At 74.6% G+C, this 14,935-nt stretch carries 15 protein-coding genes; 6 read left to right on the plus strand and 9 right to left on the minus strand.

The genetic code is table 11. From position 1 onward, the window contains the following. The first annotated feature begins 28 nt into the window (after positions 1 to 28). Genes ACOACO_RS13315 through ACOACO_RS13325 form a run of 3 tightly spaced genes read left to right on the plus strand, consistent with a single transcriptional unit; the run spans position 29 to position 2,705 of the window. Positions 29 to 1,399 (plus strand): LCP family protein, encoded by a 1,371-nt coding sequence (locus ACOACO_RS13315; protein ID WP_420296755.1) that lies wholly within the window; start codon positions 29 to 31, stop codon positions 1,397 to 1,399. Beyond that, on the plus strand, positions 1,396 to 2,283 hold the full coding sequence (locus tag ACOACO_RS13320) for a crotonase/enoyl-CoA hydratase family protein (RefSeq protein ID WP_420296756.1): 888 nt from the start codon (positions 1,396 to 1,398) through the stop codon (positions 2,281 to 2,283). Before ACOACO_RS13315 ends, ACOACO_RS13320 begins: the two co-directional genes overlap by 4 nt. A 44-nt stretch (positions 2,284 to 2,327) precedes the next feature. After that, a complete protein-coding gene (locus tag ACOACO_RS13325) occupies positions 2,328 to 2,705 on the plus strand; it encodes a CoA-binding protein (RefSeq protein WP_420297237.1) in 378 nt (125 codons plus the stop codon). A gap of 4 nt (positions 2,706 to 2,709) precedes the next feature. Here the strand turns inward: ACOACO_RS13325 and purE are convergent, their stop codons facing one another. From purE to ACOACO_RS13370, 9 genes are all read right to left on the minus strand, one after another. Beyond that, on the minus strand, positions 2,710 to 3,246 hold the full coding sequence (gene purE, locus ACOACO_RS13330) for a 5-(carboxyamino)imidazole ribonucleotide mutase (RefSeq protein WP_420296757.1): 537 nt from the start codon (positions 3,244 to 3,246) through the stop codon (positions 2,710 to 2,712). A 1-nt stretch (position 3,247) separates the two neighbouring features. After that, positions 3,248 to 4,405, minus strand: coding sequence for a 5-(carboxyamino)imidazole ribonucleotide synthase (locus ACOACO_RS13335; protein WP_420296758.1), 1,158 nt, complete (start codon positions 4,403 to 4,405; stop codon positions 3,248 to 3,250). Then, positions 4,398 to 6,461 carry a glycosyltransferase family protein gene (locus ACOACO_RS13340; protein ID WP_420296759.1) on the minus strand — a complete coding sequence of 688 codons (2,064 nt, stop codon included), beginning with the start codon at positions 6,459 to 6,461 and terminating at the stop codon, positions 4,398 to 4,400. Before ACOACO_RS13340 ends, ACOACO_RS13335 begins: the two co-directional genes overlap by 8 nt. Next, positions 6,461 to 7,576, minus strand: a complete 1,116-nt coding sequence (locus ACOACO_RS13345; protein WP_420296760.1) for a hypothetical protein — start codon at positions 7,574 to 7,576, stop codon at positions 6,461 to 6,463. Before ACOACO_RS13345 ends, ACOACO_RS13340 begins: the two co-directional genes overlap by 1 nt. Next, positions 7,563 to 8,513 carry a glycosyltransferase family 2 protein gene (locus ACOACO_RS13350; RefSeq protein ID WP_420296761.1) on the minus strand — a complete coding sequence of 317 codons (951 nt, stop codon included), beginning with the start codon at positions 8,511 to 8,513 and terminating at the stop codon, positions 7,563 to 7,565. The genes ACOACO_RS13345 and ACOACO_RS13350 overlap by 14 nt, the downstream gene beginning before the upstream one ends. 193 nt (positions 8,514 to 8,706) lie before the next feature. Further along, on the minus strand, positions 8,707 to 9,033 hold the full coding sequence (locus ACOACO_RS13355) for a winged helix-turn-helix domain-containing protein (RefSeq protein WP_420296762.1): 327 nt from the start codon (positions 9,031 to 9,033) through the stop codon (positions 8,707 to 8,709). A gap of 114 nt (positions 9,034 to 9,147) precedes the next feature. Continuing rightward, entirely contained in the window at positions 9,148 to 10,167 is a 1,020-nt protein-coding gene (locus ACOACO_RS13360) for an adenylate/guanylate cyclase domain-containing protein (protein ID WP_420296763.1), read from the minus strand. Beyond that, entirely contained in the window at positions 10,151 to 10,663 is a 513-nt protein-coding gene (locus tag ACOACO_RS13365; protein WP_420296764.1) for a PH domain-containing protein, read from the minus strand. Before ACOACO_RS13365 ends, ACOACO_RS13360 begins: the two co-directional genes overlap by 17 nt. Positions 10,664 to 10,696: 33 nt before the next feature. Next, the gene (locus tag ACOACO_RS13370) at positions 10,697 to 11,521 is read right to left on the minus strand and encodes a biotin--[acetyl-CoA-carboxylase] ligase (protein ID WP_420296765.1); all 825 of its coding nucleotides are present in this window, start codon (positions 11,519 to 11,521) and stop codon (positions 10,697 to 10,699) included. A gap of 60 nt (positions 11,522 to 11,581) precedes the next feature. On the opposite strand from ACOACO_RS13370, the gene ACOACO_RS13375 reads away from it, so the two are divergent. The 3 genes from ACOACO_RS13375 to ACOACO_RS13385 all read left to right on the plus strand — a co-directional run bounded on the left by ACOACO_RS13375 (position 11,582) and on the right by ACOACO_RS13385 (position 14,872). Next, the gene (locus tag ACOACO_RS13375) at positions 11,582 to 12,949 is read left to right on the plus strand and encodes a glycosyltransferase (protein ID WP_420296766.1); all 1,368 of its coding nucleotides are present in this window, start codon (positions 11,582 to 11,584) and stop codon (positions 12,947 to 12,949) included. 106 nt (positions 12,950 to 13,055) lie between these two features. Next, positions 13,056 to 14,672, plus strand: coding sequence for an acyl-CoA carboxylase subunit beta (locus tag ACOACO_RS13380; protein WP_420296767.1), 1,617 nt, complete (start codon positions 13,056 to 13,058; stop codon positions 14,670 to 14,672). Next, positions 14,669 to 14,872 (plus strand): acyl-CoA carboxylase subunit epsilon, encoded by a 204-nt coding sequence (locus ACOACO_RS13385; protein ID WP_420296768.1) that lies wholly within the window; start codon positions 14,669 to 14,671, stop codon positions 14,870 to 14,872. The genes ACOACO_RS13380 and ACOACO_RS13385 overlap by 4 nt, the downstream gene beginning before the upstream one ends. Positions 14,873 to 14,935: the final 63 nt, after the last annotated feature.

The following is a 14,935-nucleotide window of genomic DNA, read 5'->3' on the forward strand; positions in this document are numbered from 1 at the left end:
CGGGGCCCCGGGCGGTAGCGTCCCCCCCATGGCAGACGGTCAGCGGCGGGGAGGACGGCCCGAGGAGGGCACCCCCGAGTACGAGTGGCTCTACGGCTCCTCCGGCGGCGCACCCCGCCCCGACCAGACCCAGCCCACGCGCCGTCGTCCGCGTCCCGGGCCGGACGAGGAGAGCACCCAGCTGCTCCCCGGGGCCGGCAGCGCCGCCGGCGGTGCCGGTGCCCAGCCGGGGCCGACCGACGCGGACCTCTACCCCGCAGGGCGCCCCTCGCGCCGCTCGACGGCCCGGCCGACGCCCCAGCCGGCCCCCTCGCCGCGCCGGCAGCCCCCGCCCCCGCGGGGCCCGGCCGACCGTCGTCCCCCGGGTCCCCCACCGGGGCCTCCCCCGCAGGGCCCGCCGCGCACCCGCCGTCGGCGCCCGCGCGTCGGCCGCGTGCTGCTCGTGCTGCTCGCCCTGTGGCTGGTCTTCCTCGTCGCGACGCCGATCTGGGCGTGGACGCAGGTCGGCCGCGTCGACGCCATGCCGAGCGGCGAGCGTCCCGACGACCAGCCGGGCACGACGTACCTCGTCGTCGGCAGCGACTCCCGTGCCGGCCTCAGCGACGAGGAGCGGCGCCGCCTCGGCACCGGCAGCAACGAGGGCGACCGCACCGACACGATCATGCTGCTCCACACGGGCAGCGGGTCGCCGGTGGTCGTGTCGTTCCCCCGCGACAGCAACGTCGAGCTGCCCGACGGCAGCACCACGAAGATCAACGCCGTCTACTCCCGCGGCGGCGGGGGTGACGAGGGCGCGCGCCTGCTGGTCGAGACCGTCGAGCGCAACACCGGGGTCCGCATCGACCACTACGCCGAGATCGGCATGGGCGGCGTCGCCGGCGTCGTGGACGCCGTCGGCGGCATCGAGGTGTGCCCGGACGACCCGATCAAGGACGACGCGGCGCACATCGACCTCGAGGCCGGCTGCCAGGAGGTCGACGGGGTCACCGCGCTCGGCTACTCCCGGTCGCGCTGCTCCAAGAACGGCCCGCCCGAGTGCCCCTTCACCGCCTCCGACCTCGACCGCGTGCAGAACCAGCGGGAGGTCGTCGCGGCGGTCGGGTCGAAGGCCGCCTCGCCGTGGAACGTGGCGCTCCCCTGGCGCTACGTCGCTCTCAACGTCGCCGCGACCTCCTTCGTCGCCGTCGACGAGCAGACCAACGTCGTCGAGGCCGGCCGCATGGCCCTCGCCCTGCGGGCCATCGGCGGCGGCGCCGACAACTGCACCGTGCCCCTGACGAGCAGCTCCGCCGAGTCGTGGGACACCGAGCGCGCCGACCTCCTCTTCTCCGCCATCGCCTCCGACGACCCCGACCAGATCACCGACGACATCTGCACCCAGAACGGACTGCGCCCATGACGACCTCGGTCCCCTCGTACTCCACCCTCGACTGGCAGGTCGACGACGGCGTCCTCACGCTGACGCTGGACCGGCCCGACGCGCTCAACTCCTTCACCGTCACGATGGCCGAGGAGCTGGAGGACGCGTTCCGCCGCGTCAACGACCACGACGAGGTCGCCGCGGTCGTCGTCACCGGCGCCGGGCGCGCGTTCTGCGCCGGCATGGACCTGACCCGTGAGGGCAACGTGTTCGGGCTCGACGAGAGCCTGACCCCCACCCCGGACGACATGCGCGAGCGCCTCGACGCCCCCGAGATCCAGGCCGGCGTCCGCGACACCGGGGGCCGGGTCACCCTCGCGATCTACGACTGCACCAAGCCCGTGATCGGCGCGATCAACGGTGCGGCGGTCGGGATCGGCGCCACCATGACGCTGCCCATGGACGTGCGCCTGGTCTCCACGAAGGCCCGCATCGGGTTCGTCTTCGGCAAGATCGGCATCGTGCCCGAGGCGTGCTCCTCGTGGTTCCTGCCCCGCCTCGTGGGCATCTCGCGGGCGCTGGAGTGGATCTACTCCGCCGACATCCTCGGTCCCGACGAGCTGCTCGAGGGCGGCCTCGTCCGCTCGGTCCACGAGCCCGACGACCTGCTGCCCGCCGCGCAGGAGCTGGCGCGCCGCTTCACGCGCAACCGCTCGCCGTACGCCGTCGCGCTGGCCCGGCAGCTCGTCTACCGCAACGTGGGGGTCCCGCACCCGCTCGACGCCCACCGCGCCGACTCGCTGGCGATGTTCTACGCCTCCCAGGCCGACGGCAAGGAGGGCGTCGCGGCCTTCCTCGAGAAGCGCGACCCCGACTTCTCCGCGCCGGCCTCCCGCGTGCCCGACGTCTTCGGCGACCGGTGAGCGGCGTGGCCTCCGACTGGCAGGACCCCGCCGCGGTCTCCCTCATGCTCGACGAGCTCGAGACCTGGGCCGTGGTCGGGCTGTCCGACGACCCGAGCCGCACGGCGTACCGCATCGCGGCGCTGCTGCAGGAGCGCGGCAAGCGGATCGTCCCCGTGCACCCGGCGGCGCCCGTGGTGCACGGCGAGCAGGGCTACGCCTCGCTCGCCGAGGTGCCGTTCCCGATCGACGTCGTCGACGTCTTCCGCCGTTCCGAGGCGGCCGGCGGGGTCGTCGACGAGGCGATCGCGGTGGGCGCGAAGGCCGTGTGGCTGCAGCTCGGCGTCGTCGACGAGGCGGCGTTCGAGCGGGCCCGCGCCGCGGGCCTGGCGGCCGTCATGGACACGTGCCCGGCGATCGAGTGGCGCCGCCGCGGCGAGTGAGCCGCTAGAAGCCGGCGCGGGTGCGCCCCGCCACGGCGGTGCGCACGACCTCGCCCTTGGCGTGGGCCGCGTCGCGCAGCGACTCCTGGAAGCGCACCATCCGCTCCCGCAGCGCCGGGTCGCCCGCCGCGAGGATCCGCACGGCCAGCAGCCCCGCGTTCCGCGCGTTGCCGATGGACACCGTGGCCACCGGCACGCCGGCGGGCATCTGCACGATGGAGAGCAGCGAGTCCATGCCGTCCAGGTGGCGCAGCGGCACGGGCACGCCGATGACGGGCAGCGGGGTCACCGCGGCGAGCATGCCCGGCAGGTGGGCCGCTCCCCCGGCGCCCGCGACCAGGACCGACAGGCCCCGGTCGGCGGCGTCGCGGCCGTAGGCCAGCATCTCGTCGGGCATCCGGTGCGCCGAGACGACGTCGGCCTCGAAGGCGACGTCGAACTCCGCCAGGGCGGTCGCGGCGGCCTCCATCACGGGCCAGTCCGAGTCCGATCCCATGACGATGCCCACGCGGGCTGCTCCGGCGGGGGTGGGGGTGCTCATCTCACTCGCTCTCGTCGCCGAGGTCGCCCGCGAACCAGGCCGCCGCGTGGCGGGCCCGCTCCCGGCAGTCCTCGAGGTCGTCGCCGTACGTGTTGACGTGGCCGACCTTGCGCCCGGGGCGCAGGTCCTTGCCGTAGAGGTGCACCCGCAGGTGCGGGTCGCGCGCCATCGCGTGGGGGTAGCCGTCGTACAGCCGCCCCGTCTCCGACGCCGAGCCCAGGACGTTGACCATCACGCTCCACCGGGCCCGCGGCGCCGGGGAGCCCAGCGGCAGGTCGAGCACGGCGCGCAGGTGGTTCTCGAACTGCGAGGTCACCGCCCCGTCCTGCGTCCAGTGGCCCGTGTTGTGCGGCCGCATGGCCAGCTCGTTGACCAGCAGGCGGCCGTCGGCCGTCTCGAACAGCTCGACCGCCAGGATGCCGACGACGCCGAGCTCGCCGGCGACCCGCAGCGCGATCTCCTGCGCCTGCATCGCCCGGTCCTCGGGCAGGTCCGGCGCCGGCGCCGTCACCTCGTGGCAGATGCCGTCGCGCTGCACCGTCTCCACGACGGGGTACGCCGCGGCCTGCCCGCTGGGCGAGCGGGCCACGATCGCGGAGAGCTCGCGGGCGAAGTCGACGAGCTCCTCGGCCAGCACCTCGACGCCCGCGGCGGCCGCGGCGGCGAACGCCTGGTCGGCGTCGGGCAGGGTGCGGACCACCCAGACGCCCTTGCCGTCGTACCCGCCCCGGGTCGTCTTGAGCACGCACGGCAGGCCGAACGCCTCGACGTCCGCGGGGGTGGCCACGACGGTGTTGCGGGGGCACGGCACGCCGAGCTCGGCGAGCCGGCGCCGCATGACCGCCTTGTCCTGGGCGTGCACGAGCGCGTCGGGCCCGGGCCGCACCGCGACGCCCGCGGCCTCGAGGGCCCGCAGGTGCTCGGTCGGGACGTGCTCGTGGTCGAACGTGACGGCGACGCACCCGGCCGTGACCGCCTCGAGGTCCGCCAGCTCGCGGTGGTCACCGACGAGGTGGTCGGGCACGACCTGGGCCGCGGAGACGTCCGGTCCCTCGGCGAGCAGCCGCAGCGGCACGCCGAGGGCAGCGGCCGGCTCGGCCATCATGCGGGCGAGCTGGCCACCGCCGACGACGGCCAGCCGGGGTGCGCGCTCAGCCATCGAGCCCGGCGACGACGGCGGCGAACTCCTGCGCCATCCGCGACGGTGAGCGCTCGGCGGCGAGGGCATGGGCCGCCGTACGGGCCCGGGCCGCGCCCTCGGGGTCCACCACCAGCTCCTCGAGCGCCGCCGAGATCGCCCGGCGCAGCCCCGCGTCGTCGCCCGTGTCGAACAGGCGCACCTGCGGCTGGTCGTCGAACGCCCGCAGCGCGCCGGCCCGCGGTGCCACCACGGGCAGGCCGAAGGTCTGCGACAGCAGGAAGGAGCCCGAGTTGAGGATGTTGCGGTAGTTGAGGACCGCGAGGTCCGCCGCCTTCATCCACACCTGCAGCTGGTCGTCCGGCACGAAGTCGAAGAACGCGATGATCCGCGGGTCCGCCAGGCAGTCCGACTCGAACTTCGCCGAGCGGGCCAGCTTGCCGGGACGCCCCGCGATGAGCAGGCGCAGCGACGGGTCGTCGCGGTGCAGCTCGTCGAAGACCGCCACCAGCTTGTCGAGGCCCTTGTAGGGACGCACGCCGCCGAGCGCGATGATCGCCTTCTCGTGGGGCTCGAGGCCGAGGCGCTCGCGCGCACCCTCCCGCGAGATCCACGTCGGGTAGCGCCCGTCGTAGCTCGAGTGCTCGATGACGACGGCCTTGGCCGGGTCGATCCGGTAGTACGGCGCCGCCTGCTCGATCGTCTCCGCGGAGAGCAGGTGGACGACGTCCGACTCGTCGGCCAGCAGCTGGCCGAGCTCGATCTCCGCCCACTGGAACTTCGCCTCGTGGGGCAGCACGTTGTGCACCGTCCACACCAGGTGGCCGCCGCGCTCCTTGAACGCGGCGAGGGCGGCGGCGAACTCATCGAGCGCCAGGCGCGCCGAGAACGGACCGCGGCTGGGCTGCAGGATCGGGTCGGGCCACTGGATGTTGAGCACCCCGGGGTGGCCCGGCGCCTCGGCCCGCGTGCGCAGGTGCTCGGTCGCGTCCGGCACCGGCACGGCGTAGGAGCCGACCGACGGCAGCGCCGAGAACAGCATCGGCTGGTACGGGTTCGTCCAGTAGTCCGGGAAGTAGTGGACCGGGCGCGGCGCCGGCGGGGCGTCGTGCTCCTGCCCGGCGGCCAGCGCGGTGAGGAACTCCCCGGCCCGCACCTTCCACGTGTGGCGCTCGAGCACCGTGGCGCGGGTCAGGTCGGCCAGGCGCGCGGTCTCGGCCGGGTCCTCGCGCAGGCGCCGCAGGATCCGCGACAGCTCACCGGCGTCGCGGTACGTCGGGAGGTGGCCGAAGCCCTGGTCGGCCAGGCCCAGGCGCGTGTTGAGCAGCGGCAGCGCACCGCAGGCGGCGCTCTCGTAGAGCCGGCTGTTGAGCGCGCCGAAGCCCACGTTCGAGCGGTTGACGTCGTCGATGACGAAGGCGCTCTGCCCGTAGACCTCGGGCAGGTCGAAGTAGGAGCGCGCGCCGCGGTGCCAGCGCCGCAGCTTCGGCGGGGCGTTGCGGGCCGCGCCGTACATGACGACGTCGGCGTCCACGGGCAGCCGCACGAGCACCTTGTGCACGTCGCGCAGCGAGCCCCAGTAGTTGGCGGTCGTGACCGCGGTGGTGCTCCGCACGCCCGCGGGGGGCAGCACGAAGAGGTCGTCGTCGGCCGCGATCGGCAGCGGCTCGGGCCACACACGGTCGGTCTCGCGCTGCAGGCGCGCGACCGCGAGCGCGGAGGAGGCGAAGACCTGGTGGTAGCCGCTCAGCGAGCCCATGCGGCACCAGCGCTCGACCTCGTTGCGCACCCAGGCGACCTTGCGGACACCGGGTCGCAGCAGGGAGGGGTCGAGGTCGGGGAGCATCGCGACGACGACGTCGACGTCGTCGATCTCCGCCCAGGCCCAGCGCGGCACGAGGCGCACGCCGTGGCCCCGGCGGGCGAGCTCGAGCGCCATGCCGGCGGCGACGTAGATGTCGCCGCGGCCCTCGTCGAGGTCGTCGGTGTAGACGCAGAAGGCGAAGGACGTGCCCTCCCCCTGGGCGTACTCGCCCGCGCAGAGCGCGTCGTACGCCGCGCGACGCTCCAGCGACATCAGCGGGCCCGCACGCGGTCGAGCACGCGACGGGCAGCGCGCTCCAGCCGCGGGTCGGAGCGCACGACCTCGGCGGCACGCCGTCGGGCGCGCCGGTAGGCGACCTTGGCCGCCAGCGGCTTGCCGTCGACGCTGACGAGGCGCTCGTACTCGCGCTGCCACTTGTCGAGCTGCTTCTGGATCGCGACGCGGCTCTCGTGCGTGCGCTCGATCTCGGCACGCATGTCGGCCACCTCGGAGGCGCCCAGGCGCAGCTCGGACCCGAAGTGCGCCCGCTCCGCGGCGAGCAGCTCGCGCAGGGTGGAGACCTCGCGCTCGAGCTGGTCGACCCGGCTGCGTAGAAGCTCGCGGGAGTCGAACAGCTGCTGCCACTCGGTCTCGTCGCGGGGTCCCGACGTCTGCGCGGGTGTCGCGGACGTCACCGACTCCCCGGTCGTCTCGTCGTCGGACAGCTCAGGCATCTCGCCTCGGATCCTCTCCTCGTCGGTCGCGGACAGGGCCGGCGCGCGGTCGGGTCGGGCGACCCGCCGCTCGTCCACCCGCACGAGCCCGCTTCGTTCCAGCACACGCCCCACCTGGGGAGACGTGCAGCTCCGTGCACCGTGGTCGTCGACCACGGACGTCTCGGTGTACGACGCCGTGCGCCGCAGCAGCCCGGCCCGCACCCCGGGACCGGTGGCCGCGGAGACGCAGAGCACGAGGGTACCGTCCGGCGCGAGCGCCTCGGACCTCAGGCGCGCCAGCAGCCCCACCAGTCCGCGGGCCGCGTCACCGGCCCCGACCGCGTCGATGACGACGGCGTCGTGGCGGTGGCCCCCGGTAGGTGTGCCGACAGGTGTGCGGGTGGAGGTGCGGGTGGGCAGGTGGGCGGCCCCGGTGACCTCGACCCCCGGCAGCGCCTCGCGCAGCGCGGCGGCGAGCTCCGTCGTACGACGCTCCCCCACCCCGGACGTCCCCGCACCGTCGTCGCCGGCCGCGGGCAGTGCCAGCACCAGGACGTCGCCCGGCGGGCGGGCGACGAGGAGCTCGGCCACCGCGGCGGCGCGCTCGACCACCGGTCGTCGCCCGGACCCGTCGACGGACCCCTCGACGGCCGCGTCGTCAGCGCCCGGCAAGCGACTCCTCCGCGCGCGGGAAGTGCGTCACGAGGTCGTTGCGACCGAAGCGCCCGGCGCGGGCGTCCTCGACCGCCATGGTCACGAGCTCGTCGAAGCGCTCCAGCCACGCCGGGGCGCCGTCCTCGACCTTCTTGCGCCAGGCCTTGAGGAACGTCTCCTGCAGGTGGGCGACCGAGGCGTCGGGGTCGATGCCGAGGGCGTCGCGCGCGAAGCCGTAGCGGTTCCGCGTCATGTAGTAGATGTAGTACGGCTGCGGCAGCGAGCCGCTGGACCGCTTGAGGTGCACCATCGACGCCGTGCGGTTGACCATCGTGCGCCAGCCCGCGTCCTGCAGGCGCACGCACCAGTCGGTCTCCTCGAAGTAGAGGAAGTAGTGCTCCGGCATGAGGCCCACGTGGTCGAGGGCGGCCCGGCGGATGAGCGGCGCCGCGCCGGTCACGTAGTCGACGTCGACGACCTTGCGCCCACCGACGGCGGCCGGGGCCTTGCCGTTGTTGACGTGCGAGGTCGCGCCCGTCGTGCGGTCGATCGTCGCCCCGTCGAACCAGATGCGGGGCTCCTTGCCGCCGTACAGGATGCGGGAGCCGACGACGCCGCAGTCGGGGTAGGCCTGCAGGTGCTCGATGAGGGTGCCGAGCGTGCGCGGACCGACGCGGGTGTCGGGGTTGAGGATCCAGACGTACTGCACGTCCGTCTCCAGCGCCTTGCGCACCCCGACGTTGTTGCCGCCCGCGTAGCCGAGGTTCTCCCCCGTCGCCAGCACGGTGCCGCGCTCGCCGATCGCGTCGCGCAGGGCGGCGTGCTTCTCGTCGTCGGGACCGTTGTCCACGACGTAGAGGTCGAAGTCGAGATCCTCCGAACGCTCCAGGCTCGCGACGCACTCGAGAGTGTCGTCGGGATCGCCGTAGTTGAGCACCACGACGGCTGTGCGCATCGGGTTCCACCTTCCCTCGTCCACGCGACCCCGGCCGGGACGCACCCGCCCTACGCTGCCACACCGACCAGGGCCCGCCCAACACGGCTCACCGGTGGCGGACGGGCCGGAACGGTCGGGGCGGCGGGACGGGGCGCGGGGTCCGCGACGGGTCGGCTGCGGGGACGGCTGCGGGGACGGCTGCGGGATCTGGTCAGGCGGGCCGGGACGCCCGCACGGGCGGCTCGACCTCGAAGCGCAGGCCCTTGCCGCGGATGGTCGTGATGAGGTGCGGGGCGCGCGTGTCGTCGCCGATCTTGCGCCGCAGCCAGCCGAGGTGGACGTCGATGGTCTTCGACGACGTCCAGAACGTCGTGTTCCACACGGTGCGCATGAGCTCCTCGCGCGTCACGACCTCGCCGGCGCGCGCGATGAGGGCGTGCAGCAGGTCGAACTCCTTGCGGGAGAGCACGATCTCGCGCTCACCGGCCCAGGCGCGGCGGGCCGCCGGGTCGAGTCGCACGCATTGCACCTGGAACACGCCCCACACGGTAGGAAGCCGTGGGATCCCGTGCGGGCGAACCGACGAAATTTTGCCTAGATCCACAGGCGACCCGTCGGCCGGGCCCCGACGCGGGTCGCTCCGCCGTCCGCGTCAGGTACGGCGGACGGTCACCGGCTCCAGCAGCCCGAAGCCGCGCACGGGGCGGGCGGGCAGCAGGCGGGTCTCGAAGTCGCTGCGGGGCAGCAGCCGGGCGGTCTCGTGGTCGATGATCACGCGGTTGCGCCGGGCGATGTTGGTGAGCCGCGAGGCGAGGTTGACCGGTGGGCCGAAGACGTCGCCGAGCCGGGTGACGACGTGCCCGGTGGCCATGCCCACCCGCACGTCGGGCATGCGGGCGTCGCGGCCGATCACGGTGATGATCCCCTCGGCGATCTCGAGCGCGCGGACGGGGTCGTCGTTGACGAACAGCACCGAGTCGCCCAGCGACTTGATGAGCCGGCCCTGGTGCGCCTGGATCACGTCGTGGCAGCGGGACTCGAAGACCTCGACGAGGTCGCCGATGCGCGACTCCTCCAGCTGGTTCGACAGCGCGGTGAAGCTCACGAGGTCGGCGAACCCGACGGTGGTGTGGGCGGTCTCCTCGTCGAGCTCGTCGAGGCCCTCGACCCGGCTGACCGCGGCGGCGAGGTGGCGGCGCCACGCGTTGAGCGTCAGCTGCTCGAACACGTCGCGGAAGTCCTCCACCAGGCGCACGGCGGCACCGATGCGGCTGCCCGTGGCCGCCGGGCCGGACTCGCGCTGGTCGATGACCGGGATCAGCGCCGAGATCTCCCAGTCCGCGAGCCGCGCCATCGTCTGGCCCACGGCCCGGGTCAGGTTGACCGCCGTGTCGATGTCGAGCCCGCCGCGCTCGACGGTCTCCACGAGGGCGGCGAGCGCCGTGGTGTCGGAGCCGGTGAACGTCACGTCCGCCTCGTTGAGCGGCAGGCCGAGGGCACGCCACAGGCGCCGGACGTCGGCGACCGGGATGCCGGCCTCGTCCAGGTCCTGCGCCGTGAAGACCGGCACCTCGCCGAGGATGGCGCGCTCCAGGTCGGTGCGGGTGGGGCGGCTGTCCTCGCCGTCCTCGCCGCCCGTGGGGTCGGGCCGCGGGTCAGGTGCCGTCGTCACCGCGGGCCCCGGAGAGTCGGTGGAGCTCCTCGGACACGAGCAGCTGGACCTGCTCGACGCGCGGGATGTCGCGCAGCTCGACGCGGCCCTGCTGGCTCGCGTCGGACACCACGAGCGTGCCGCAGCCGAAGATCCGGTCGACGACCCCGATGTCGAAGTCGACGCCGCTGATGCGGTTGAGCGGGATCGTGCGCCCCTCCTTCGCGATGAAGCCGGAACGGGCGATGAACCGACGGGTGGTGAACGTGTACGTCGTGGTCAGCCACCGCACGAACGGGCGCACGACGAACCAGACCAGCGCCGCGGCGGCGACCACGCCGGTGGCGATCCGGCCCACGTCGCCCGCCCGTCCGTCGGGCAGCACGGCCAGGAGGGTCACCACCGCCGCGACCACGAGGAGCAGCACGAGCAGCGCGCCGAAGAGCTCCTTGACGTGGGTGCGGGTGCTGACGACGACGTGCTCGCCGGGGTTCAGGAGCCGCTGCGGGAAGGACACGGCGGCGATTGTGTCACCTCCGACGGGTCGGTCTCAGGCGTCGGCGCGTCGGACGTGCACGACGTCGCCCGCCCCGACGACGGTGCGGCCGCCGGGGCCCTCCACCACCAGGCCGCCGCCGGGGTCGACGTCGACGGCGGTGCCGTGCAGCGTCCGGTCCTGCGGCAGCTCGACGCGCACCGCGCGCCCGACGGTGTCGCAGACCGACGTGTAGTCGGCCCGCAGGCCGGTGAGGTCGCCGGCCTCCCAGCGCTCCAGGCCCCGGTCGAGCTCGTCGAGGACCGCGACGAGGAGGGCGGTGCGGTCGAGCTCGCCGGCGGGCACGCCCGCGGTCGCCAGGGACTCCGCCGTCGGCACCGGCAGCTCGGCGCGGGTCGTGGAGACGTTGAGGCCGATGCCCAGCACCGCGGCCGGGCCGTCGGCGCTCTCCACCCGCTCGGCGAGGATGCCGCAGACCTTGCCGCTGGGCGGGCCGTCCGCCGCGACGAGCACGTCGTTGGGCCACTTCAGCCCGACCCGCAGCCCCGGGTGGCGGCGGGCGACCCCGCGGCGTACCGCGATGCCCGCGAGGAGCGGCAGCCACGGCCACGCGGCGGCCGGCGCCCCGGGGCGCAGGAGGACGGAGAAGGTGAGGGCGGCGCGGTCGGGGGTCACGAACACGCGGTCGACCCGCCCCCGGCCCGCCGTCTGGTGCTCCGCGGCGAGGACGGTGCGGGCGGGGGCGCCCGCCCGGGCGCGCGCGGCCAGGTCGGCGTTGGTCGACGGCGAGGCGGCCACGACCTCGACGGCCCAACCGGGGAGGGCGGCGAGCTCGTCGGCGCGCAGCGGCGGTCGCAGCGGGGCGGGGTCGGCGGTCACGGACGCGACCCTAACCACCCGGGGCCGCCCGGCCGCCGCGGCGACCTAGACTCGCGACCCGTGCCCGCCGCCCCCGACCCGACCCGCGTCCCCGTCGTGCTGGCCACCAGCAACGGGGTCGGCATGGGCCACCTCACCCGGCAGCTGTCCGTCGCCCTGGCGGGTGCGGACGCGCTCGACGTGACGCTGCTGTCGCTCTCCGGCGCGCTGCCGACGGTGGCCCGCGCCGTGGCCGACGGGCGCCTGCCCGGCGCCGAGCACGTGCGGGTCGAGCACTGCCCCAGCCGCACCAGCCCGTGGCAGGGCTCCGGCGCGGCCAAGGTCGCCTGGCGCACCGCCTGGGACCCCTACTTCGCCGACCGCCTGCACGCGCTCGTGGCCGAGACGGGCGCCCGCGTCGTCGCCTTCGACGGGGTGGTGCCGTACGCCGGCCTGCTCGCCGCCCGGCGCAGGCTGCCCGGCACCGCGTTCGTGTGGGTGCGGCGCGGGATGTGGCGCCAGGGCGTCGGCGCGCAGTGGCTGGCGCAGGCCGAGGCGTTCGACCTCGTCGTCGAGCCCGGCGACCTCGGCGCCGCGGCCGACGCCGGCCCGACCGCCGGCGACACCGGTGCGCTGCGCACCGCCCCCGTCTCGCTCACCGCGCACGTGCCGGCGCTGGAGCGGGCCGAGGCGCGCGCCGCGCTCGGGCTCGACCTCGAGCGCCCGGTCCTGCTGCTCGCTCCCGGGTCGGGGGCCTACGCCGACGTCGGGGAGCTCGTGCGCCGCGTGCTCGACCACCTCCGCACGGTCGCGCCCGGGTGGCAGGTGGCCCTCACGCGGCAGGCGATCGCGCGCAGCGGCGCGGACGGGCCCGGCGGTTCCGGCGGGGACCTGGTCGCGCTCCGCGACACCTATCCCCTGGCCCGCTACCTCGCGGCCTTCGACGCCGCGGTGGGCGCGGCCGGCTACAACGCCGTGCACGAGCACCTCGCCGTCGGCCTGCCCACCCTGCTGGTGCCCAGCACCGCCCACGAGACCGACGACCAGGTGGCCCGCACGCGCGGGGTCGTCGCGCGGGGCGCCGCGCTGGCGAGCACCGAGGAGGCCGACCTCGCCGGCGCCCTCGACCGCCTGCTCGACCCCGCGGTACGGCGGGAGCTCACCGCCGCCTGCGCCGGCCTCGAGGCCCCCGACGGCGCGACGACGATCGCCCGGGAGCTCGGGGCGCTCGGGCGCGACCGCGCGCCCGCGGCCTGGCCGGACCGGGTCGGCCCCCCGGCCTGGCGCCGCGCGCTGACCCGACCGGTCGCGCGGCGGCGGGGCACGCCGTACCTGACGGGGACGGTGACCGACGTGGACCCGCAGGTTCCGGTGGAGCACCTGCGGGCCGGGGCGTCGCCGCACTACCGCGCGCTGCGCGAGCGCGCGGCGCGCTGGCTCTACGCCTGACCCGCTCCCCGCTCACCGCCCCCACGCCGGATGGAACGGGGTACCCGTTGTCCGGTACGCAGGACCCCTGCGTCCCGCGTCGGTGAGGGGCGCTACATTGCCGCCCATGAGCGCACAGGTGGGCGAGGGCACGGACGTGCCCGACGAGATCGACGTGACGACGACCGCCGGCAAGCTGGCCGACCTCGAGCGCCGGCTCGACGAGGCCGTGCACGCCGGCTCGGCCAAGGCGGTCGAGAAGCAGCACGCCCGCGGCCGCCAGACGGCCCGCGAGCGCATCGAGCAGCTCTTCGACGAGGGCAGCTTCGTCGAGCTCGACGAGCTGGCCCGCCACCGCTCCACCGCCTTCGGCCTCGAGAAGAAGCGCCCCTACGGCGACGGCGTCGTGACCGGCTACGGCACGATCGACGGTCGCCAGGTCTGCGTGTTCTCGCAGGACTTCACCGTCTTCGGCGGCTCGCTGGGCGAGGTCTACGGCGAGAAGATCACCAAGGTCATGGACCTGGCGATGAAGACCGGCTGCCCCATCATCGGCATCAACGAGGGCGCCGGCGCCCGCATCCAGGAGGGCGTCGTCTCCCTGGGCCTGTACGGCGAGATCTTCCGCCGCAACGTCCACGCCTCGGGCGTCATCCCGCAGATCAGCCTCATCATGGGCAACTGCGCCGGCGGTCACGTCTACTCCCCCGCCGTCACCGACTTCACGGTGATGGTCGACCAGACCTCCGCCATGTTCATCACCGGTCCCGACGTCATCAAGACGGTCACCGGCGAGGACGTGACGATCGAGGAGCTGGGCGGCGCCCGCACCCACAACACGAAGTCGGGCAACGCCCACTACATGGGGGCCGACGAGGAGGACGCGCTCGAGTTCGTCAAGACGCTGCTGTCCTACCTGCCGCAGAACAACCTCGACGAGCCGCCGGTCTACGACGACGTCGCCGACCTCGAGGTCACCGACCTCGACCGCTCGCTCGACGCGATCATCCCGGACAGCCCGAACCAGCCCTACGACATCCGCGAGGTCGTCGAGGCGGTCGTGGACGACCAGGAGTTCCTCGAGGTCCAGCCGCTCTTCGCGCCGAACCTGGTCGTCGGCTACGCCCGCGTCGAGGGCCGCAGCGTCGGCGTCGTCGCCAACCAGCCGATGCAGTTCGCCGGCACGCTGGACATCGACGCCTCCGAGAAGGCCGCGCGCTTCGTGCGCACCTGCGACGCCTTCAACATCCCGGTGCTCACCTTCGTCGACGTGCCCGGCTTCCTGCCCGGCACCGACCAGGAGTACAACGGCATCATCCGCCGCGGCGCGAAGCTGATCTACGCCTACGCCGAGGCCACGGTCCCGCTGGTCACGATCATCACCCGCAAGGCGTACGGCGGCGCCTACGACGTCATGGGCTCCAAGCACCTCGGCGCCGACATCAACCTGGCGTGGCCGACCGCCCAGATCGCGGTCATGGGCGCCCAGGGCGCGGTCAACATCCTCTACCGCAAGGAGATCGCGGCGGCCACCGAGGCCGGCAACGCCGACGAGACCCGCGCCGAGCTGGTCGACGAGTACGACAAGCACCTGGCGAACCCGTACGTCGCGGCCGAGCGCGGCTACGTCGACGCGGTCATCAGCCCCCACGAGACCCGCGGGGAGATCGTCAAGGCGCTGCGCCTGCTGCGCACCAAGCGCGAGACGCTGCCGCCCAAGAAGCACGGGAACATCCCGCTGTGAGCGCGCCGCTGCTGCGGGTCGTCAACCCGGACGCCACCCCCGAGGAGGTCGCCGCGATCGTCGCGGTGCTCTCCTCGCTGGGCGGCGCGCCGGCGCCGGCCCCGCATCGTACGCCGGAGTGGTCCGCGCCCCGCCGCCTGCTCCGGTCCACGCCGGCCGCGGGCGCGGGCGCCTGGCGCTCCTCCGGCCTGCCCCGCTGAGGCCTGCGCCCGTTGACGCAAAACTGAGCAGAAGTTCGGCGCTCACGCGGACGGACCCGAGCA

The organism is Nocardioides sp. CPCC 205120 (genome assembly GCF_048654585.1).
Classification (GTDB): Bacteria; Actinomycetota; Actinomycetes; order Propionibacteriales; family Nocardioidaceae; genus Nocardioides.

Excerpts from the sequence above, each read along its gene's own strand:
- ACOACO_RS13350 (WP_420296761.1), bottom strand. The coding sequence starts at position 8,513 with ATGCGCACAGCCGTCGTGGTGCTCAACTACGGCGATCCCGACGACACT.
- ACOACO_RS13335 (WP_420296758.1), bottom strand. The coding sequence starts at position 4,405 with ATGGCTGAGCGCGCACCCCGGCTGGCCGTCGTCGGCGGTGGCCAGCTC.
- purE (WP_420296757.1), bottom strand. The coding sequence starts at position 3,246 with ATGAGCACCCCCACCCCCGCCGGAGCAGCCCGCGTGGGCATCGTCATG.
- ACOACO_RS13340 (WP_420296759.1), bottom strand. The coding sequence starts at position 6,461 with ATGTCGCTGGAGCGTCGCGCGGCGTACGACGCGCTCTGCGCGGGCGAG.
- ACOACO_RS13325 (WP_420297237.1), top strand. The coding sequence starts at position 2,328 with ATGCTCGACGAGCTCGAGACCTGGGCCGTGGTCGGGCTGTCCGACGAC.
- ACOACO_RS13315 (WP_420296755.1), top strand. The coding sequence starts at position 29 with ATGGCAGACGGTCAGCGGCGGGGAGGACGGCCCGAGGAGGGCACCCCC.
- ACOACO_RS13320 (WP_420296756.1), top strand. The coding sequence starts at position 1,396 with ATGACGACCTCGGTCCCCTCGTACTCCACCCTCGACTGGCAGGTCGAC.
- ACOACO_RS13380 (WP_420296767.1), top strand. The coding sequence starts at position 13,056 with ATGAGCGCACAGGTGGGCGAGGGCACGGACGTGCCCGACGAGATCGAC.